Source organism: Micromonospora sp. bgisy143, assembly GCF_057708145.1.
In genome coordinates this window covers 128,008-148,200 of sequence record NZ_JBYIRN010000010.1, presented here as the reverse complement: position 1 = coordinate 148,200, position 20,193 = coordinate 128,008, and the positions used below count along the sequence as shown (strand labels likewise).

At 72.7% G+C, this 20,193-nt stretch carries 17 protein-coding genes; 13 read left to right on the top strand and 4 right to left on the bottom strand.

All coding sequences use genetic code 11. The features are described from left to right. Positions 1 to 66: 66 nt before the first annotated feature. From AC3EN4_RS14785 to AC3EN4_RS14775, 3 genes are all read left to right on the top strand, one after another. Entirely contained in the window at positions 67 to 1,443 is a 1,377-nt protein-coding gene (locus AC3EN4_RS14785) for a cation:dicarboxylate symporter family transporter (protein WP_435206413.1), read from the top strand. Positions 1,444 to 1,609: 166 nt separating this feature from the next. Next, entirely contained in the window at positions 1,610 to 3,799 is a 2,190-nt protein-coding gene (locus AC3EN4_RS14780; protein WP_435206412.1) for an FUSC family protein, read from the top strand. 124 nt (positions 3,800 to 3,923) lie between these two features. Further along, positions 3,924 to 4,961, top strand: a complete 1,038-nt coding sequence (locus tag AC3EN4_RS14775) for an aminotransferase class V-fold PLP-dependent enzyme (protein WP_435206411.1) — start codon at positions 3,924 to 3,926, stop codon at positions 4,959 to 4,961. A 6-nt stretch (positions 4,962 to 4,967) separates the two neighbouring features. Here the strand turns inward: AC3EN4_RS14775 and AC3EN4_RS14770 are convergent, their stop codons facing one another. Then, positions 4,968 to 6,140 (bottom strand): acyl-CoA dehydrogenase family protein, encoded by a 1,173-nt coding sequence (locus tag AC3EN4_RS14770; RefSeq protein WP_422739538.1) that lies wholly within the window; start codon positions 6,138 to 6,140, stop codon positions 4,968 to 4,970. A gap of 84 nt (positions 6,141 to 6,224) precedes the next feature. On the opposite strand from AC3EN4_RS14770, the gene AC3EN4_RS14765 reads away from it, so the two are divergent. The 4 genes from AC3EN4_RS14765 to AC3EN4_RS14750 all read left to right on the top strand — a co-directional run bounded on the left by AC3EN4_RS14765 (position 6,225) and on the right by AC3EN4_RS14750 (position 10,134). Further along, positions 6,225 to 6,890 (top strand): TetR/AcrR family transcriptional regulator, encoded by a 666-nt coding sequence (locus AC3EN4_RS14765; protein ID WP_422739539.1) that lies wholly within the window; start codon positions 6,225 to 6,227, stop codon positions 6,888 to 6,890. Positions 6,891 to 6,963: 73 nt separating this feature from the next. Continuing rightward, positions 6,964 to 8,418, top strand: coding sequence for an aldehyde dehydrogenase family protein (locus AC3EN4_RS14760; protein WP_435206410.1), 1,455 nt, complete (start codon positions 6,964 to 6,966; stop codon positions 8,416 to 8,418). After that, entirely contained in the window at positions 8,415 to 9,557 is a 1,143-nt protein-coding gene (locus tag AC3EN4_RS14755; RefSeq protein ID WP_435206409.1) for an alcohol dehydrogenase catalytic domain-containing protein, read from the top strand. Before AC3EN4_RS14760 ends, AC3EN4_RS14755 begins: the two co-directional genes overlap by 4 nt. A gap of 40 nt (positions 9,558 to 9,597) precedes the next feature. Beyond that, positions 9,598 to 10,134, top strand: a complete 537-nt coding sequence (locus AC3EN4_RS14750; RefSeq protein ID WP_435206408.1) for an RBBP9/YdeN family alpha/beta hydrolase — start codon at positions 9,598 to 9,600, stop codon at positions 10,132 to 10,134. A gap of 6 nt (positions 10,135 to 10,140) precedes the next feature. Here AC3EN4_RS14750 and AC3EN4_RS14745 read toward each other — a convergent pair whose 3' ends face one another. Then, positions 10,141 to 10,887: a phosphotransferase family protein gene (locus tag AC3EN4_RS14745; RefSeq protein WP_435206407.1), complete on the bottom strand. Its 747-nt coding sequence runs from the start codon at positions 10,885 to 10,887 to the stop codon at positions 10,141 to 10,143. Positions 10,888 to 10,998: 111 nt separating this feature from the next. On the opposite strand from AC3EN4_RS14745, the gene AC3EN4_RS14740 reads away from it, so the two are divergent. The 3 genes from AC3EN4_RS14740 (at position 10,999) to AC3EN4_RS14730 (ending at position 14,128) form a co-directional block, all read left to right on the top strand. Beyond that, the gene (locus AC3EN4_RS14740) at positions 10,999 to 11,364 is read left to right on the top strand and encodes a PadR family transcriptional regulator (protein ID WP_435206406.1); all 366 of its coding nucleotides are present in this window, start codon (positions 10,999 to 11,001) and stop codon (positions 11,362 to 11,364) included. After that, positions 11,361 to 12,737, top strand: coding sequence for a permease prefix domain 1-containing protein (locus AC3EN4_RS14735; RefSeq protein WP_435206405.1), 1,377 nt, complete (start codon positions 11,361 to 11,363; stop codon positions 12,735 to 12,737). Before AC3EN4_RS14740 ends, AC3EN4_RS14735 begins: the two co-directional genes overlap by 4 nt. A gap of 125 nt (positions 12,738 to 12,862) precedes the next feature. Then, the gene (locus AC3EN4_RS14730; RefSeq protein WP_435206404.1) at positions 12,863 to 14,128 is read left to right on the top strand and encodes an MFS transporter; all 1,266 of its coding nucleotides are present in this window, start codon (positions 12,863 to 12,865) and stop codon (positions 14,126 to 14,128) included. 80 nt (positions 14,129 to 14,208) lie between these two features. Here AC3EN4_RS14730 and AC3EN4_RS14725 read toward each other — a convergent pair whose 3' ends face one another. Further along, positions 14,209 to 15,066: an SPFH domain-containing protein gene (locus tag AC3EN4_RS14725; protein WP_422739547.1), complete on the bottom strand. Its 858-nt coding sequence runs from the start codon at positions 15,064 to 15,066 to the stop codon at positions 14,209 to 14,211. Positions 15,067 to 15,281: 215 nt separating this feature from the next. On the opposite strand from AC3EN4_RS14725, the gene AC3EN4_RS14720 reads away from it, so the two are divergent. From AC3EN4_RS14720 to AC3EN4_RS14710, 3 genes are all read left to right on the top strand, one after another. Then, the gene (locus tag AC3EN4_RS14720; protein ID WP_435206403.1) at positions 15,282 to 15,935 is read left to right on the top strand and encodes a transcriptional regulator; all 654 of its coding nucleotides are present in this window, start codon (positions 15,282 to 15,284) and stop codon (positions 15,933 to 15,935) included. A 121-nt stretch (positions 15,936 to 16,056) separates the two neighbouring features. Then, positions 16,057 to 17,625, top strand: a complete 1,569-nt coding sequence (locus tag AC3EN4_RS14715) for an MFS transporter (protein WP_422739549.1) — start codon at positions 16,057 to 16,059, stop codon at positions 17,623 to 17,625. A gap of 11 nt (positions 17,626 to 17,636) precedes the next feature. Next, positions 17,637 to 18,245: a TetR/AcrR family transcriptional regulator gene (locus AC3EN4_RS14710; protein WP_435206402.1), complete on the top strand. Its 609-nt coding sequence runs from the start codon at positions 17,637 to 17,639 to the stop codon at positions 18,243 to 18,245. Between the two features lie 23 nt (positions 18,246 to 18,268). Here the strand turns inward: AC3EN4_RS14710 and AC3EN4_RS14705 are convergent, their stop codons facing one another. After that, a complete protein-coding gene (locus AC3EN4_RS14705; RefSeq protein WP_435206401.1) occupies positions 18,269 to 20,188 on the bottom strand; it encodes a helix-turn-helix domain-containing protein in 1,920 nt (639 codons plus the stop codon). Positions 20,189 to 20,193 lie beyond the last annotated feature (5 nt).

The following is a 20,193-nucleotide window of genomic DNA, read 5'->3' as shown; positions in this document are numbered from 1 at the left end:
GCTTTTCGTCGTGAACAGAATGACCGCAAGGCTGTCAACGGGTGAGACGCGCTTCACATTGTCGGCATGGACTCCACCGCATCCACCACCACGGCGGAACCGTCGGCCCGCCGGGACCGTACCCGTTACCTGTACCTGGCCGTCGTCGTGGCCGTGCTCGCCGGCATCGTGGTCGGCCTGGTAGCACCCGATTTCGGCAAGGAACTCAAGCCGATCGGCACGGGCTTCGTCAACCTGATCAAGATGATGATCAGCCCGGTCATCTTCTGCACCATCGTGCTCGGCGTCGGTTCCGTCCGGCAGGCCGCGAAGGTCGGCAAGGTCGGCGGCCTGGCGCTCGGCTACTTCCTGACCATGTCGACCGTCGCGCTCGCCATCGGCCTGGTCGTCGGCAACATCATCCACCCCGGCTCGGGCCTGGACCTGGGTCCGGACCTCGCGGGCGCCGGCAAGGCCGCCGCCGGGGACGAGGCCGGCGGTACGACGGAATTCCTCCTCGGGATCATCCCGACGACCCTGTTCTCCGCGCTCACCGAGGGCGAGGTGCTCCAGACGCTGCTGGTGGCGCTGCTCGTCGGCTTCGCCGTGCAGGCGCTGGGCCGTCGGGGTGAGCCCGTCCTCGGCGCGATCGCCGTCATCCAACGTGTCGTCTTCAAGGTCCTCGCCATGATCATGTGGCTGGCGCCGGTCGGCGCGTTCGGCGCGATGGCCGCCGTGGTCGGCGCGACCGGCGTGGACGCCCTCAAGAGCCTCGCCCAGATCATGCTCGGCTTCTACGCCACCTGCCTGATCTTCGTGCTGGTGGTGCTGGGCGCGCTGCTCTGGTTCGTCGCCCGGATCTCGATCTTCTCGCTGCTGCGGTACCTGGGCCGGGAGTTCCTGCTGATCCTGTCGACGTCGTCGTCGGAGTCGGCGCTGCCCCGGCTGATCGCCAAGATGGAGCACTTCGGCGTCAGCAAGCCGGTCGTCGGCATCACCGTGCCGACCGGGTACTCCTTCAACCTCGACGGCACGGCCATCTACCTGACCATGGCGTCGCTGTTCATCGCCGACGCGCTGGGCAAACCGCTCGCCGTCGGGGAGCAGATCTCGCTGCTGCTGTTCATGGTGATCGCGTCCAAGGGGGCGGCCGGCGTCACCGGCGCCGGCCTGGCCACGCTTGCCGGCGGCCTCCAGTCGCACCGTCCGGACCTGGTCGACGGGGTCGGTCTGATCGTCGGCATCGACCGGTTCATGTCGGAGGCGCGGGCGCTGACCAACTTCGCCGGCAACGCGGTGGCGACGGTGCTGGTCGGCACCTGGACCGGCGAGTTCGACCGGGACCGGGCGGCCGGGGTCCTGCGCGGCGACGACCCGTTCGACGAGGCCACCATGGTCGACGACCACGACGACGAGCCCGAGCCGCGGCGGTCCGACGAGCAGGCGGCCGGCGTGCCGGCCTGACCTCGATCCACTCCGGTTCGGCGATGTGGAGGCATCTCGCTCGCGGGATACCCCCACATCGCCGCACTCGTGTCGATCACTTCGGTGCGAAACTCGTCGCCGCGCGGAGGCGGCGTGGAGAATGAGATGCCGGGGAGGGGTGCCGCGACGACCCTGGGGAGCAGGCGTGCTCGGATCCAGCCTCCTGGGCCGACTGCGCCGTCGTGACCCGAACGGCGCCGTGCTGCGGCGCGCGGTCCGGCTGACCCTTGTCGCGTCCGTCCTCTTCTACGCCTGCCGCTACGGCGTGGGCAGCCCGGTGCTCGCCACGTACGCGCTGTTCGGCACGATCGCCGCCGGGTCGTTCGCGCAACTGCCCGGCCCGGCGCCACAGCGGGCGCGGATCCTCGTCACGTCGCTGCCGGTGGTGTGGGCGCTGATCGCCGCCGGCACGCTTCTGGCGTGGAGTACCTGGGCGGCGGCCGGCGGCATGCTGGTCATCGGGTTCGTCGTGGCGTTCGCCGGGGTCGGCAACCCACGCCTGGTGGGTCTGGCCAGCGCGTTCCAACTCTTCTACATCCTGGCGTCCTTCCCGCCGTACCAGCCGGACAGCCTGCCGCAGCGCCTCGGCGGGGTCACCCTCGCCGTCGTCCTGCTCGCCGCGGCCGAGGTGGTGCTCTGGCCCGATCCGGTGCCCGTCTCCTACCGGCAACTGCTCGCCCGGGCGGCGGACGGCGTCGCGGCCTTCCTCGACGCCACGGCCGACGCCCTCGGCGACCCCGGGGGCGATCAGGGTGCTCGCGATGGGCGGCGCGCCCGGGCGTACGACCTGGTGGCCGTGCTCGGGTTGGCCCGCAATCCCCGGGAGTCGTCACCCACCGCGGCCGGGGCCCAGGACCGGGCGCTGCGGATCACCGCGTCGGCCCTGCGGGAGGCGCTGGCCACGGCCGACCGGCTCGCGGCGGACGTCCCCTCGACGCCGATCCCGGACCTGGCGGCGGCGCGGCTGCTGCGCCCGTGCGCCGACGCCATCCGGGCCGCCGGCCGCAGCCTGTCGTCCCACGGGCCCGAGGTGGACCTGCGGGACCTGGACGCCGCGATCGGCGCCACCGAGGCGGCGTACCCGGTGCGGTCGGCCGGTGGCGGAGACCGCCCGGACGTACCCCGGATGTGCCGGGACGCGACCGCGCTGGCCCTCGCCGACCAGGTGCGGATCGTCGCCGTCGGCAGCCGGATCGCCGCCGGGGCACGCGGCGTCGGCGCCGACGCCTACCCCCGGCTCTTCGAGTACGCGCGACACGGCGCGTGGACGCTGTACTGGCGACAGTTCCGCGCCCACCTCGCGCCCCGCTCCGCGCACCTGCACAGCGCGCTGCGACTGGCCGTGGCGCTGGCGATCGCCCGGGTGGCGGCCGGGGTGCTGCACCTCAACCACGGCTTCTGGGTGCTCCTGGCGACGCTCACCGTCCTGCGTACCTCGGCCGCCGACACCCGCACCGCGCTGCGACCCGCCGTGCTGGGCACGCTTGCGGGCGTCGTCGCCAGCGGCCTGCTGGTGCTCCTCGTCGAGAAGCCCGTCGCGTACGCCGTCGTGCTGCCCGTCTCGTTGCTGCTGGCGTTCGGGGTCGGTCGGCTGCTCGGCCCGGTGTGGCAGCAGGCGCTGTTCACCCTGCTGCTGACCGTCGTGTTCAGCCAGCTCAGCCCCGAGGGATGGCGGCTGGCCGAGGCGCGGCTGGTCGACGTCGGGCTCGGCGCGGTGATCGGGGTGCTCGCCGGGGTGGCCATGTGGCCACGCGGGGCCGGCCACGACCTGCGGCACAACGCAGGCCGTTACCTGGCGGCCAACGGGACGGCGGTCGAACGGACCGTCGCGGCGGTGCTCGGCGACGCGCCGCCACCCGAGCGCGACTTCGACCGGGTCGGCGAACGGATGATCCTGGTCGACTCGTCCTACTGCCAGTACCACTCCGAACGGCACGATCAGCGGCGCGGCCACGTCGACTGGGACGCCGCCCTGAGCGCCGGGCACCACGTTGTGCCCGGCGCGGAGTCGCTGCTGCGCCGGAACCCGCCCGGCTGCCTGGCCGGCTGGCCGGCGGCAGCGGCACTGCTGCGGGACACGGCCGGGAACCTGCGGTCGGCGTACGACGACCTGGCCGGCGAGGTGACGCACGGTCGGGCGGCCGACCCGATGCCGGTACCGACCGACTGCGTCGACGAGGTGAACCGGCTCCGCCCGCTGCTCGGCGGCGTCGACCCCGCCGCGGTGCGGCACCTGGTGGAGGTGGACCGGTGGCTAGCCGGGCTCGCCGACAGCCTCACCCGGATCCACGACGGTGACGACCGTGAGCCGGCCCGGTCAGGGGATGACCGGTAGGCCGCTGTGGCACAGGCACTCGAACTGACGCGCTCCGCCAGGCCGGCGCTGGGGACTACTGGCAGGCCGCCGATCGTCGATTGGCCATCGCTCACCTGCGCTGACCAGGCCTAGCGTCGGTGGTATGGAGATCGCGCAGGCGCAGCAGTTGTGGAAGCCGGAGCCGGGCTGGTTGAACACCGCGTCCTACGGGTTGCCGCCCGAGCCGGCCTGGACGGCGTTGCAGGACGCCCTCGCCCAGTGGCGTGTCGGCAGCACCTCCTGGGAGGGCTGGGGCGAGTCGGTGCAGCAGGCCCGTACCGCGTTCGCCGGCCTGATCGGGGTGCCCGACGTCGACGTGGCGGTCGGTGCGACGGTCTCGCAGATGCTCGCTCCGGTGGCGGCGTCGCTGCCGGCCGGCGCCACCGTCGTCGTTCCGGAGATCGAGTTCACCTCGAACCTGTTCCCCTGGCTGGTGCAGCAGGAGCGGGGGGTGACCGTCCGCACCGTGCCGGCGGACCGGCTGGCCGGCGCGGTCGACGCCGACACGGACGTGGTCGCGTTCAGCCTGGTGCAGTCGTCCGACGGATCCGTCGCCGGGTACGACGAGATCGTGGCCGCCGCCCGCGCGCACGGTGCGCTGGTGGTGGTGGACGCGACCCAGGCGTGCGGGTGGCTGCCGTTCGACGGCGGTCGGGCCGACGTGGTGGCCGTGGGCGGCTACAAGTGGCTGATGAATCCGCGCGGCACCGCGTACACCTATCTGGCCCCGGCGCTGCGCGAGCGGCTGCGCCCGGACGCGGCCGGCTGGTTCGCCGGCCAGGACCCGCACGCCTCCTACTACGGCCTGCCGTTGCGGCTGGCCGACGATGCCCGCCGGTTCGACATCTCGCCGGCCTGGTTCAGCTGGGTGGGCGCGGCCCCGGCCATGGAGTTGATCGCCGAGATCGGCGTGCCGGCGATCCAGGCGCACAACGTGGCGTTGGCCAACCGGTTCCTGACCGGCCTGGGCCGGCCGGCGGGGGACAGCGCCATCGTCGCCGTCGACGTGCCGGACGCCGAGCAGCGCCTCGCGGCGGCCGGCATTCGGGCGGCGGTCCGGGCCGGCCGGGTCCGCGCCTCGTTCCACCTCTACTCGACCGAGGCGGACGTGGATGCCGCGCTGGAGGCGCTGGTCGGCTGACGCGGCTCAGGCCAGGTGGCCGCCGATCTTCGTGTACCCGCGCAGCAGGTCCCGGGAGATGATGAGCCGCTGCATCTCGTCGGTGCCCTCGAAGATGCGGTACAGCCGGACCTGCCGGTACCAGCGCTCGATGGGCAGTTCCCGGGTGTAGCCCATGCCGCCGTGGATCTGGAGCGCCCGGTCGACGACGCGGTTGACCATCTGCGCGCCGTAGAGCTTGCCCATGGATGAGGCGTGTCGGGGGTCGAGGCCCTGGTCGACGGTCCACGCCGAGCGCAGGATCAGCCAGCGGGCCGCCTCCAGTTCGGTCTCCGAGTCGGCGATCATCCACTGGATGGCCTGGTTGGTGCCGATCTTCGCGCCGAACGTCTCCCGGGTGTTGGCGTACTCGATCGCCATCTGCAGGACCCGCTCGGCGATGCCGACGGCGTGCGACGGGATGGTGTAGCGGCCCTTGCCGATCCACTCCATGCCGAGGGCGAAGCCCTGCCCGATCTCGCCGAGGATGTTGCGGTGCGGCACGCGTACGCCGTCGAAGATCAGTGACGCCGGGCCGCCCTCGCCCATGGTCTGGATGAACTCCGAGCGCCAGCCCATCGCCCGGTCCACCAGGAACGCGGTCGCGCCGCCGTTGCGGGCGCCCTTCTCCCGGTCGGTCACCGCCACGACGATGGCGAAGTCGGCGTCGTGACCGCCGGTGATGAAGGTCTTCTCGCCGTCCAGGATCCAGTCGTCGCCGTCACGGCGGGCGGAGAGCCGGATGTTGGCGGCGTCCGAGCCGGCGCCCGGTTCGGTGATCGCGAAGCAGGACCGCCGCTCGCCCTCGATCGTCGGGATGAGGAACTCCTGCTTCTGCTCCTCGGTGGCGTGGAACAGGATGTTGTCGGCCTCGCCGCCGAAGCGGAACGGCACGAACGTGTGGCCCAGCTCCGTCCAGATCAGCGACTGGAGTACGGCCGGCAGGTTCATCCCGCCGTACTCCTCGGGGGTGGCGAGGCCCCAGAAGCCGAACTTGCGGGCCTTGAGTTGCAGCTCGCGGACCTCGGAATGGTCCAGGCCCGGCTGGTGCGCCCGCTCCCGGCGAAGCACCTCCGTCTCCAGCGGCATCACCTCGCGTTGAATGAACGACCGGGCGGTGTCCCGCACCGCCCGCTCCTCGTCGGTGAGCGAAAAGTCCACGATGGTCCTCCTGGCGTCGGCGCGGCCGGTCACCCCTAAACTAGCGGTGTAAGTTTTGCTGAGTCCAGTCCCGCGAGGAGCGTTGTGCCCCGACCCCGCCAGCCCCGGCTCACCCGGCAGCTGATCGTCGAGACAGCCACCGCGCTGATCGACGCCGAGGGCCTGCCCGCCTTCTCCACCCGCCGGCTCGCCGCCGCGCTGGGCGTGCAGGGACCCTCGCTCTACAACCACTTCGCCACCAAGGACGAGATCCTCGACGCGGTCGCCGACACGGTCACCGGCGCCGTCGACACCAGCGGCTTCGCCAGCCGGGACTGGACGACCGCGCTGCGCGAGTGGGCCTGGTCGTACCGGCGGGCGCTCACCGCGCACCCGAACATCGTGCCGTACCTGGCGCAGGGGCCGGGTCGACGACCGGCCGCCCTCGCCATGGCCGACGCGGTCTACGGCGGTCTCGTCCGCGCCGGCTGGCCGCCGGCCCGCGCCACCCACATCGGCGCCGCGCTGCGCTACTTCGTGGCCGGGTCGGCGCTCGGTTCGTTCGCCCGGGGTTTCGTCGAGGACCCCGAGTTGTACGCCGCCCACTATCCGCACCTGCGCCAGGCGCACCGGCTCGCCGAGCACCAGCAGAGCGTGGACGAGGGCGCCTTCGCCCTCGGCCTGGACGCGCTGCTGCACGGCCTGGCCGCCGAGTACGACCGCGCCGTCGGCCCGCTCGGTGCGGTGGAGTCCGGCCAGTCCAGCGGGTAGCGTCCAAACTCCCAGCGCTAGTTTCCTCCCGCCCGCCGCCGAGCCGCCCGTCGCCCACCCCCGAAGGGACGCCATGGATCTCGCCGCACCGCCGTCGCCACTCCCCGACATCCTGCGCCTCCGGCGTCACCTGTACGTCGGCGGCGAGTGGACGCCACCCGCCGGCACCGACGTGATCGACGTGGAGAGCCCGAGCACCGGCGACACCGTCGGCCAGGTGCCGGCCGGCACGGCGGCCGATGTGGACGCCGCCGTCGCCGCCGCCCGCGCCGCCTTTCCCGGCTGGGCGGCCACCGCGCCCGCCGAACGCTCCGCGCACCTCGACCGGCTGCACACCGCGCTCGCCGCCCGCGCCGACGACCTCGCCCGCACCATCGCCGTGGAGCAGGGCTCGCCGCTCAAACTCGCCACCCGGGTGCAGGTCGGGCTGCCGTTGACGGTGCTGCGCGACCACGTCGCGCTCGCCGCCCGTGCACCGGTCGAGGAGAGCATCGGCAACTCCCTCGTCGTCCGCGAGCCGATCGGCGTGGTCGGCGCGATCACGCCGTGGAACTACCCCTTGCACCAGGTGATGGCGAAGGTGGCGCCCGCGCTCGCCGCCGGCTGCACGGTCGTGCTCAAGCCGAGCGAGTTGACCCCGCTGACCGCGTACCTGCTCTTCGACGCGGTCGCCGAGGCCGGCCTGCCACCCGGTGTGCTCAACCTGGTCCCCGGCACCGGGGCGGTGGTCGGCGAGGCGCTCGCCGGGCATCCCGACGTCGACCTGGTGTCGTTCACCGGCAGCACCGCCACCGGCACCCGGATCATGCGACTCGCCGCCGACCGGATCGCCCGCGTCGCGCTGGAACTGGGCGGCAAGTCCGCGAACGTGATCCTCGGCGACGCCGACCTGGCCACCGCGGTCAAGGTGGGCGTCGGCAACGCCCTGCTCAACTCCGGCCAGACCTGTACGGCCTGGACCAGGATGCTGGTGCACCGCGACCGGTACGCCGACGCGCTCGACCTGATCACCGCGGCGGTGGCCGGCTACCGCCTCGGCGACCCGTTCGACCCGGCCACCCGGCTCGGCCCGCTGGTCTCCGCCGCGCAGGCGCAGCGGGTACGCGGCCACGTCGACCGGGCGCTCGCCGACGGCGCGCGACTGCTCGTCGGCGGCCCGGACGCCCCGGTCCCGGCGCGCGGACACTTCGTCGCCCCGACCGTCTTCGCCGACGTGCACCCGGACAGCGCGCTCGCCCAGGAGGAGGTCTTCGGGCCGGTCCTCGCGGTCATCCCCTTCGACGACACCGACGAGGCCGTCGCCATCGCCAACAACTCGCGGTACGGGCTGGCCGGCGCGGTCTGGTCCGCCGACACCGAGGCGGCGCTCGCGGTGGCGCGGCGGCTGCGCACCGGGGCGGTCGACATCAACGGCGCTCCGTTCAACCCGCTCGCCCCGTTCGGCGGCTACAAGCAGTCGGGCCTCGGCCGGGAGTTGGGCACGCACGGGCTCGCCGAGTTCTGCGAGGTAAAGGCGATCCAGCGATGACCGCCCGTGAGCTGGCCGCGACCGCGCCGGGCGGGGGCGTCGAGCCGGCGTCCGCGCCGGTCGTCGTCCGCGCGCTGGTCGCGCGGGGGACCGGGGCTGAGCTGCGGGTCGAGCGGGTACGCCTGCCCGCGCCCGGCCCCGGCGAGGTGCGCGTGACGATCCGGGCGGCCGGCGTCTGCCACTCCGACCTGTCCATGGTGAACGGCACCATCGCCGCGCGGTTTCCGCTGGTGCTCGGGCACGAGGCGACCGGGGTGGTGGCCGAGGTCGGCCCCGGCGGCCGGTTGCCGGTCGGCACCCCGGTGGTGCTCAACTGGGCGCCCGCCTGCCGGGCCTGCTGGTGGTGCCGGCGCGGCGAGCCGTGGCTCTGCGCCGACACCACGGCCCCGACCGTGCCGCGCGGCGAGACGGAGGACGGGCTTCCGTTGCACCTGACGCTCGGCCTCGGCGCGCTCGCCGAGGCGGTGGTGGTGCCGGAGAGTGCCGTCGTACCGATCCCCGCCGGGTTGCCGGTCGAGCAGGCCGCGTTGCTCGGCTGCGCGGTGCTCACCGGCGTCGGCGCGGTCGGCAACACCGCTCGGGTCGCCGCCGGTGAGTCGGTCGCCGTGGTCGGGCTGGGCGGGGTCGGGCTCGCCGTGCTCAGCGCGGCCCGCCGTGCCGGCGCGTCGCCGATCCTCGCGGTCGACGTGGCCGAGGCGAAGCGCGACCTGGCCATCGCCGCCGGAGCCACCGACTTCCTGCTCTCCGACGACCGGCTCTCCAAGGAGGTACGGGCCCGCACCGAGGGACGGGGCGTCGACCACGCCTTCGAGTGCGTGGGTCGTGCCGCCACCATCCGGGCGGCCTGGCGGCTCATCCGGCGCGGTGGCGCGCTCACCGTGGTCGGCATGGGCGCGAAGGACGACATGGTGAGCCTCGGCGCGCTCGACATCTTCCACTCCGCCCGGACGCTGCGATCCTCGGTGTACGGCTCGTCCGACCCCGACCGGGAGGTGCCGGCGCTCGCCGCCGGACTGGCCGACGGCACGCTGGACCTGGGTGTCCTGGTCAGCGGCACGATGTCGCTGGACGAGGCGCCGGTGGCGTTCGACCGGCTGGCGCGGGGCGAGGGCGCCCGCTGGGTCGTCACGCTGGACTGAGCCGTGGTGTGATCATGCTGTCGACGGCGAAGGGGGCACGGTGGGACGCAGCGCGATCATCTTCCACGGCACCGGCGGTAACCCGGACGTCGTCTGGTACCGCTGGTTGGCCGGCCGGCTCGAGGCACGGGGGTACGCCGTCGAGGTGCCGCACCTGCCGGGCCTCAACGTCGAGCCGATCGCGACGTTCCTGCCGACGGTGCTGGCCGGACGCCGCTTCGACGAGGACACGGTGCTGGTGGGCCACTCCGGCGGCGCGGCCCTGCTGCTGGCGCTCCTCGAGCACGTCGGCGTGACGGTGGCCCAGGCGATCCTGGTCGCCGGCTACTGCACGCGGCCCAACACGAGTGAGGAACCCGTCCTGCAGGAGCGCTACGACTGGGCCGCGATCCGATCACACGTCCGGGACATCTACTTCGTCAACTCGCGCGAGGATCCGTACGGCTGCGACGACCGGCAGGGGCGCGCGATGTTCGAGCGGTTGGGCGGCACCCAGATCGTGCGCGACGACGGCCACTTCGGCGACTACGACCAGCCGTACGAGCGGTTCGAGCTGCTGGACCGACTCATCCTCTGAGGCTCGTCACATCCGGGCCCGCAGCACGTCGACCTCGCAGCCGGGCGCGGCGGGGTCGAAGCCGTGCTCGGCCAGCCATCGGATCACCACCAGGCTGCGCCACGACCACCACGCCCGGACCACGTCGAGGTCGACGTCGCCGCCGTAGCCGGCCAGCACGTCGCCGAGGTGCTCCTCGTGCCCGAGCGTCAGCATGGCGAGGTCGAACAGGGCGTCGCCCCGGGCCGCCTCGGACCAGTCGAGGACGCCGGTCACCTCTTCCTGCTCGACGAAGACGTGGTCCGCCTGCAGGTCGCCGTGCGTGAACACCGGTGTCCACGGTCGTAGCGCCGCCTCGGCGATGTGCCGGTTGCGGGTGACCAGGTCGGTGGGGAGCACGGCGTTCGTGACCAGCCACGCGCACTCGCGGTCGAGCCGGGTGGCCAGCTCGTCGAGGCTCCGACCCGGCCAGGGCGGCAGCGGCGCGTCGTGCAGCGTCCGTACGGCGGCGCCGGCTGCCGCCCACGCTCCCGGCGACGCGTTCGACGGCTCGCCGAGGCGGCCGAGCGCTCGTCCGGGTAGGGCGGCGAGGGCGAGCACGGGCGGGTTGCGCCACAGGATCCGTGGGGTGGTGACGGGCGCCAGGGCCATCGCCTCGACCTCGACGTCGGCGCGCCCCTGGTCGGGGTCGATCTTGAGGTACACGTCGCCGACGCGGACGGTCGCGCGCTCGCTGTGGGCGACGACGACCTCGACCTCGTGCACGCCGGTCATTGTCGCCGGGCGGTGGCCCTCACTCGACTGGTTTTTCGCTGCGGGCGTTGCGCCGGGGCCTATACCTAGCACTACTATGCATCGTACTTCTAGGGTTGGGTGGGAGGTTCCGTGAAGGTCGCGAAAGACCTGGTCGCCGCGTCGGCGACGCCGATGGTGCTCGGCATCCTGGCCGAGGGGGAGAGCTACGGCTACGCCATCCTGCGGCGGATCAACGAGTTGTCCGGCGGTGAGCTGGACTGGACCGAGGGGCTGCTCTATCCGTTGCTGCACCGGCTCGAACGGCTCGCCTTCGTGGAGTCGAGCTGGCAGGCGGTCGCCGGTGAGCGCCGGCGCAAGTACTACCGCATCACCGACCGGGGCCGGGCCGAGCTCGCCGAGCAACGCCGCCAGTGGGACACGGTGGTGGGCGCGCTCAAGGAGGTCTGGCACGACCGGACGCCGCTGACCCCACGTCCGCTGGAGGGTTTCGCGTGACGGCGTACGACGGCCCGCAGGAGCTGGCGGCGCAGGTCGCCCAGTGGCGGCAGTACGTGCTGCGGCGCGGGACGCTGAGCCCGGCCGACGCCGACGAGCTGGAGGACCACCTGCGCGGCTCCGTCGACGCGCTCGTCGCCGCGGGCCTCAGCCCCGACGAGGCGTTCCTGGTCGCGGTCAAACGGATGGGCAGCCTCGACGAGCTGTCCCGGGAGTTCGCCCGGGAACACTCGGAGCGGCTCTGGAAGCAACTCGTGCTGACCGGCGACGCCGGCGCCCCGGCCGGCGGCGCGCGGTCCCGGCGGGACCTGTGGTGGATGCTCGCCGCGGCGGCCGGTGCTGTGGCGTCGGTCAAGGCGCCGGCGCTGTTCGGCCTGACCTTCGACGACGACGGGGCGTTCTACACGCGCAACTTCACCCTGTTCGCGCTGCCCTGGCTGGCGGCGTTCCTCGCCTGGCGTCGCCGAGCCCGACCGGCGGTGGTCGTGGCGCTGGTCGCGTTGTTCGTCCTCGGCGCGGTGGCGGCCAACGTCTACCCCCTGGCGGGCGACTCGCAGTCTTTCGTCGTCACCAGCGTCCACCTGCCGATCGCGCTCTGGCTCGTGGTCGGTCTGGCCTACGTCGCCGACGACTGGCGCTCCACCCGTCGACGCATGGACTTCATCCGCTTCACCGGCGAATGGTTCATCTACTTCGTGCTGATGGGCCTCGGTGGCGGGGTGCTCGCCGCGTTCCTGTTCAACACCTTCGAGGCCATCGGCATCGTCCCGGAGGCGTTCGTCTCGCAGTGGCTCCTACCCTGCGGCGCGGCGGCCGCGGTCGTGGTGGCCGGGTGGCTGGTCGAGGCCAAGCAGAGTGTCGTCGAGAACATCGCGCCGGTGCTCACCCGGCTGTTCACCCCGCTCTTCACGGCCGCGCTGCTCGCCTTCCTGGTGGCCGTGGTCTGGACCAGCCACGGCATCGACGTCGAGCGGGAGGCGCTGATCCTGTTCGACCTGCTGCTGGTCGTGGTGCTCGGGTTGCTGCTCTACTCCCTCTCGGCCCGCGAGCCACTGGCCCCGCCCGGCGCGTTCGACCGGCTCCAACTCGCGCTCGTGCTCAGCGCGTTGGCCATCGACGTGCTGGTTCTCTTCGAGATCACCGGACGGATCACCGACGACTACGGCGGTACGCCCAACCGGGCGGCTGCGCTCGGCGAGAACGTGGTCCTGCTGGTCAACCTCGCGTGGTCGGCCTGGCTCCTGCTGAGCTTCGTCCGCCGGCGGACCCCGTTCGCGGCCCTCGAACGCTGGCAGACCGGCTACCTGCCGGTCTACGCCGCCTGGGCCTGGATCGTGGTCCTGGTCTTCCCGCCGTTGTTCCACTACGCCTGACCAGCCATCGGGGACACCCCGGCGTGGCACCCGTTGTGGGACCATGCCGGGGTGCTCCGTGATCCGGGCAGCGGCGCTGCGTCATCCAGGTGGGTGGCCGACCTGATCGGTGAGGTGCTGAAGGCGTGCTCGAGCTGTTGCGGGACCCGACCTACCTGAAGTATTGGCTGGCGGTGGTGGTGTCGTTCCTGGGCGACGCCATGTCCAGGATCACCCTGATCTACGTCGCGGCGACGCTCGTGGACAACCCCGCCGTGATCGCTCTCGTCATCATGGCGCAGTTGCTGCCGTCCGGTGTCCTCGGCGCGTTCATCGGACCGCTGGCCGACCGTGTCCCGAAGCGTGCACTGCTGATCGGTTCGGACCTGGGCCGCATCGTCATCGTGCTGGCGATGATTCCGGCGCTGCGATCGGTGAGCCTGCTGCTGGTGCTCATCCTGCTGGAGGGTGTCGGCAAGGCGTTCTTCGAGACGGCGCGGATCGCGGCGATCCCGAAGATCATCGGATCGCGGCAGCGCATCCCGGCCGCCGTCACCCTGTTCCAGAGCACCAACCACACGTTGAATCTGCTCGGCCCGGCTCTCGGCGGCCTCCTGCTGGTCATCGGCAATGTGCCGGTGGTGCTGATGATCAACGCGGCGACGTTCGCCGGCTCGGCGCTCCTGTTGGCCGCCATGCCCGTCCTGCGGGAGGTCCCGACGGCCGCGGCCGGCGGCCACGAACCGTACTGGCAGGCGCTGCGCACCGGCGTGCGGGCCGTGCTGAGCGTCGCGTCGTTGCGGTTCCTGGCGGCGTTCCTGGTGCCCATCATGCTGGTGCTGGGCCTGTTCACCACCAACTTCAACGCTCAGCTGCTGATGGTCTTTGACCTGCCGGCTCTCGAGTACGGCGTGGCCCAGGCCGTGTTCGGCGGCGGCTGTGTGATCGGAGCGCTGCTCGGCCCGGCCATGATGAGGAGGCTGCCGGCCGGACGCGCACTCGTCGTCTCGGTCGGGTTGTTCGCGCTGACGTTGCTGGCGCTCGCCCCCGTCGACGGCCTCACCGGCCGGACCGCGCTGGCCGGCGCCGCGACCTGGTGCCTGCTCACCGGCGTCTCCTCCAGCCTGCTACAGGTGCCGATCGCCACCGCGATCCTGCAGGACCTCGGGGAGCAGGTCCGGGGGCGGGGCGTGGGGCTGATCAACTCGATCATGGTGCTGCTGACCATCGCCGGGGTCGGTCTGGGCGGACTGATCGCCACCGCCTGGGGCGTCACCGCCTCCATCGTCGTCGCGGGCGTCGCGCTGATCGTCGCGACGGCCGTCTTCGTTCGGCCGGCGCTTCGCCTCGGTACGGCCCGGCCGGGACCAACTCCGGCCGCTCCGCCTCGGGTGGAGGTTGGCCGCGACTGACCCGCCTGTCGCCCTGTCGTCACCGCAGCGACGCCGGTGGACGCCGGCCCACCCCGCCACGGGTGGGCCGACGACCGGTGTCACTTGCCGGTGACGATGCCGGGATTGATGCACAGGCCCGGGTTGGCGCCGTTCTTCTCGGCGATCTCCAGGCACCGGGTGACCTTGTCGACCTTCGCGTTGGTCTCGGTGATCTGCTTGGAGATCTCGGCGTTCTTGCGGTCCTGTTCCAGGTTGCGGGTCTGCGCCAGCTTGTCCTGGAACGCCTTGATGTTGCCCTCGGTCTTGTCGTCGTGGTTGACCCGGGTGATGGTCACCGACAGGATGTCGACGTCGGTGGCGAGGCGGCTCTCCGCGCTGGTCTTGATGTTCGCCGCGAACGGCTTGAGGTCGACGTTCAGGTCACCGGTCCGGGCGTCGATCTTCTCCAGCGGGTTGTACGCGGCGAACGCGTCGTTGACCGCGCTGTCGAGCTGCACGCCCACCCGCTGCCCCCGGAAGCTGACGAAGTCGCCCTTGTAGTCCATGAACTGCTTGGGCGCGTTCTCCGGCTTGACCTGCCATTCCACCAGCACCTCGACACAGGCGTCGGCGAGCGTCCCGGTGCGCACCCGGACGCAGTTGTTCCCGCCGATGTGGTCGTACTTCTGCCGGCCCGCGTCCCACTCGCCGACCTTCTGCCAGGGGGCCACCCACTTCAGGCCCGAGCCGGTCACCTCGCCGGTGGGCTTACCGAAGCTGGTCACGATGCCGACCGAGCGGATCGGCACCGAGTGGGCGCTGGAGGCGAGGCCGACCACCACGCTGAGGGTGAGGAAGCCGAGCGCGGCGAGGGCGGACATCCGCTTCAGCGAGCGGGCGGGGGCGACGAGCGCGGCGACGGCGCTGACGACCAGGGCGACGGCGAGGACGATCGCCATGGTGAAGCCGACGGGCATGGGGTGGACACCTTCCGGAGGGCTGTGTGGATCATCAACGTAAGCGGTCCGGTCAAGTCGTCCGGAGCGTGCGGTGGGGTCCGTGCCCTGGTCGGTCCGGGCGGGCGCAGCACCGCCGGCGGTGGGGCCGCCGCCGGTAAATTCGCGCCGGGCGCATCCGCCGCGCCCGGTCGCGGCGAACCCTGGGTAGAGAACACCTACCCGGGGGTACGTCTGTGCTGACCGATCCGATGCCGGCCGACGCCGTGCAGACCGCGCTCAAGCGGGTCTCGCTGGCGGCCGAGGACCTGGACGGTAACCGTGTCGCCTCGCTGATGCTGGAGTTGGCCGCCGAGTGGGGCGTGCCGGCGCTCTGGGAGCAGGTCTGCCAGCCGCTGCTGACGCCGTTGTCCGGGCGCGACGCCGCGCAGATCGCCGTGGAACACGCCCTGTCCGAGGGTGTCCGGGTGGGGCTGGACGTGCACCGCCGGGAGCCCGGGCGGTCCCTGCCGACCGGCGGGGTGCTGCTGGCCGGTGCCGAGCGGGAGGCGCACTCACTCGGCCTGCACGCCCTCGCCGCGGCCCTGCGGGAGCGGGGACGCGGCTGCCTGCACCTGGGGCCCGCGCTGCCGTGGTCCGCGCTGACCAGCGCCGTGCACCGCGCTCATCCGCACACCGTGGTGTTGTGGTCGCAGACGCCGGTCACCGGCCGCGCGTACCGATTGGTGCGTTTCGCCCGCGAATTTCCCGGCCTGCGCGTCTACGGCGCCGGGCCGGGCTGGATCGAACCGCTCGCCGCGCCCGCCGCCCACCTGAGCGCGCTGCCGGCCGCCGTAGCCGCCTGTCTGGCCGCGCCCGAGCCGGGGGAGCGTTGTCGCGTCGAGACGTGACGCCGACCACTTCCGATACGAAACAGTTCCGTATCGTTAATGGCGGTCGTAGTCTGATCGCCGTTACGAGTCTGGCCCGTATCGTATTGCGGAACGGGTGCAACCGGGGGGAGAACCGGGCATGGAGCTGCACGACAACACGGGACACCCGAGGAGGTGGGCGATCCTGGGGGTGCTGGTGATCAGCCTCCTCGTCGTCGTCCTCGACAACACGATCCTCAACGTCGCCCTACGGACCCTGGCCGACCCGGTGCACGGCCTCGGCGCCAGCCAGGGCGAGCTGGAATGGGCCATCAACTCCTACACGCTGGTCTTCGCCGGCCTGCTGTTCACCTTCGGGGTGCTCGGCGACCGGGCCGGCCGCAAGCGCTTCCTCATGATCGGCCTGGCGCTGTTCGGCCTGGCGTCGCTGCTCTCCGCGTACGCCGACAGCCCCGCGCAGCTCATCGCGGCCCGCGCCCTGATGGGCGTCGGCGGCGCGGCCATCATGCCGGTGACGCTCTCGATCATCTCCAACGTCTTCGACCCGCGCGAGCGCGGCCGGGCCATCGGCGTCTGGGCCGGCGCGGTCGGCCTCGCCGTGGCGATCGGCCCGATCCTCGGCGGCACGCTGCTGGAGCACTTCTGGTGGGGCTCGGTCTTCCTGATCAACGTGCCCGTGGTCGCCGCCGGCGTGATCCTGGTGGCGCTGCTCGTCCCCGAGTCGCGTGACCCCCGCCCCGGCCGCGTCGACCTGCTCGGTGTCCTGCTCTCCGTGGTCGGCCTGGTGGCCCTCTCCTACGGCATCATCGACGGTGGTGAGCACGGCTTCGACCGTCCGGTCGCCTGGGGCTCGATCCTGGTGGGCCTCGCCGTGCTGGCCTGGTTCGTGCGGCACGAACTCCGCTCCGACCACCCGTCGCTGGACGTCCGGCTGTTCAAGGTGCCGCGCTTCGCCGCGCCGGTGGCCATCGTCGGCCTGGTGTTCTTCGCCGCGATGGGCGTGATGTTCTTCAGCTCGTTCTACCTGCAGCTGGTCCGCGACTACAGCCCGCTGCAGACCGGCCTGCTCTTCCTGCCCTTCGCCGGCGCGCAGCTGATCTTCGCGCCGCGCAGCGCGGCGATGGTCCGCCGCTACGGCGGCCGGGCGGTCGCCGCCGTAGGGCTGGGGCTGACGGTCGTGGCGCTGGCCGCGTTCGCCTTCATCGACGCGTCCACCCCGATCTGGCTGGTGCTCGTCGTCTTCTTCATCCAGGGCGTCGGGATGGCCAACATCATGCCGCCGGCCACCGAGTCCATCATGTCGGCGCTGCCCCGCGAGAAGGCCGGCGTGGGTTCCGCGGTGAGCAACACCGTCCGCCAGGTCGCCGGCGCGCTCGGCGTGGCGGTCCTCGGCTCGGTGCTCAGCGCGGTCTACCGCAGCGACGTCAGTGACGCGCTGACCGGCCTGCCCGCGCGGGCACAGGACGCGGCCAACGAGTCGATCTCCGGGGCGTACGCGGCGGCCGGGCAACTCGGCCCGGCGGCACCCACGCTGATCTCGGCGGCCAACGACGCCTTCGTCACCGCCATGCACTGGGCGGCGGCGCTGTCCGCGATCGTCGCGGCGCTCGGCATGCTGGTGGTGCTGCGCTGGATGCCGGGCCGCGAGGCCCTGACGACGTCGACGGCGGCACCCGCCACCGAGCCCGAGTTGGCCGGCACGGCCTAGGTTCGGGAACAATGTCCGACATGACCTCCACCGCCGATGCTCCGCGGTCGCCCGGGCGACCGCGGAGCCTCCGCGCCGACGAGGCGATCGTCGAGGCGACCCTCGATCTGCTCGCCGAGGGCAGCACCATCGAGGCGCTCTCGATCGAGGCGATCGCCAACCGCGCCGGCGTCGGCAAGGCCACCATCTACCGCCGCTGGGCCGGCAAGGACGCGCTACTGATCGACGCGCTGCGCCGGCTCAAAGGCATCATGCCGCAGCCGGCCGGCCACTCCGTCCGGGACGACCTGCTCGTGCTGGTCGGCGCGGTCGGGCAGAACGTCGACCCGCGCGCGGCGAAGATCATGCCGTGCCTGGTGCCGGCGGTGAACCGCAGCCCGGACCAGTTCCAGCTCTACCAGAACATCATCGAGCCCCGGCGGCAGCTCATGCGCGAGGTGCTGCGGCGCGGCATCGACGAAGGGCTGCTCCGGCCGGACATCGACGTCGAGGTCACCATGGCGCTGCTCACCGGGCCGATGCTGATCCAACGCGTACTCCAGTGGAACCCCGAGCTGGACGACCGCAAGCTGCCCGCGCAGGTCGTCGACGCCGTCCTGGAGGGCATCCGCGCCCGCTGAGCGACCGCAACCCGCCGGGCTGGTCAGCCCGCCGGGGCGCGCAGCCGGTGCAGGCGCAGCGCCAACTGCACCTCCAGCGCCCGCTCCGGACGCTGCCAGTCCGCGCCGAGCAGTTGCCCGACCCGCTCCAGCCGCTGGGTCACCGTGTTGACGTGCACGTGCAGTTGCTCGGCGGCCCGGGCCAGGCTGCCGCCCACCCCGAAGTACGCCTCCAGCGTCTTCACCAGCGCCGTCCCGCGCCGGGCGTCGTAGTCGAGGACCGGTCCAACCGTGGTGGCGAGGAACCGCGCCACGTCCCGGTCCCCGCGGTCACCCACCGTGCCCAGCAGCAGCCCGACGAAGCCCAGCTCGGCGGTGCTCGCCCCCTGACCGGCGCGGCCCAGCGCGCCGAGGGCGGTGAGGCAGCGGTCCGCCTCGTGGAACGTCCCCGCCAGCGCCCCGGGCCCGGTCGCCGGGCCGCTCGCCCCGGCGGTCACCGGCCGGCCCGTCACCCGCGACAGGTCCCGCGCCACCGCGCGGGCGCTGCCGCCGGCGTCCTGACCCGGCAGCATCAGCACCACCCGACCGTCGCGCGCCGCCGCCAGGCCACCCCGCGCCGAGGCGTACGTGGTGGCCCAGGAGAGCACCCGCTGGCGCGCCGAACCGGTCGCCGCGATCGCATCATCGCCCACCGCCACCAGCACGTGCGGCGCGTCCAGGTCCACCCCCAGCCGACGCGCCCGACTGCGCAGCGCGTCCGTGTCGCGCAGCGGCCGGGCGATCAGGTCGTCCAGCAACTCGCCCCGGACCCGACCCTCCGCCTCGGCGACCGTCCGGCGGAACAGCAGCAGCAGGGCGGTCACCAGGGCGGCCCGCTCCAGGATGCGCTGGTCCGCGTCGACCAACTCGTCGTTGGGGCGCAGCACCAGGGCACCCAGGTTCTCCGTGCCGGCGACCACCGCCGCGTACCACAGTGGACCGCGACGGACACTGCGCCCCTCGGTCCGGGACGCGGCCACCGCCTCGACGATGTCCGCCCGCTCCGGCTCCTCGATCTCGCCGACCCGGGCCAGCAGGCGACCCTCGGCGTCCAACGCCAGCAGCGCCCCGCCCAGCACGTCGGTCACCGCCGCCGCCACGTCCTCCACGCCACCGCCGCGCAACACCAGCGCCGTCATCCGGTCGTGCGCCGCCGCGGCCCGCTCCACCGAGCTGCTGTGCGCCCGGATGGTGGTGTTCGCCGCCGACAACTCGGCCAGCGCCGAACGGGTCTCGGCCAGCAGCCGGGCCGTGTCGATCGCCACGGCGGCGTGCGCGGCCAGGGAGACCAGCAACGCCACCTCCTCCCGGGCGAACGGCCGGGCCGAACGGTTGGCGGCGTAGAGCACCCCGATCGAGGTGGAGCCGAGCCGCAGCGGCACCCCGAGGATCGCCACCAGGCCCTCCTCGCCGACCCCCGCGTCGATCTCCCCGGTGTGGTGGAAGCGCGCGTCCTCGCCGTAGTTCGCGGTGACGTACGGGGCGCCCGACTGGGCCACCAGACCACCCAGGCCGGCACCCATCGGCAGCCGCAACCGCTGGAAGCGGGCCGAGACCGACCCGTCGGTGACCCGCATGTAGGTGTCGCCGCGCTCGTCGTCGTTCAGCGTCATGTACGCCACGTCCGCGCCGAGCAGGTTGCGCGCCCGGTGCACGATCGCCCGCAGCACGTCGTCCAGGTCGCGCAGGCCGGCCAGGTCACTGACCGTGTCGTACAGGCCGGACAGCTCGGTCTCCCGGCGACGTCGACGCTCCAGGAGCGCACGTACCCGCAACGCCACCGTCTTGGCCTGCTCCAGCTCGGCCAGCCGGTCCGGCGGCACACCCGCGGCCCGCGCGGCCACCAGCGGGCCCTCGAACTCCACCGCGGCGGCCTCACGGGCGAGCAGTTCGAGGAACTCCACCGGCGACGACATGGTCGACATTGTGC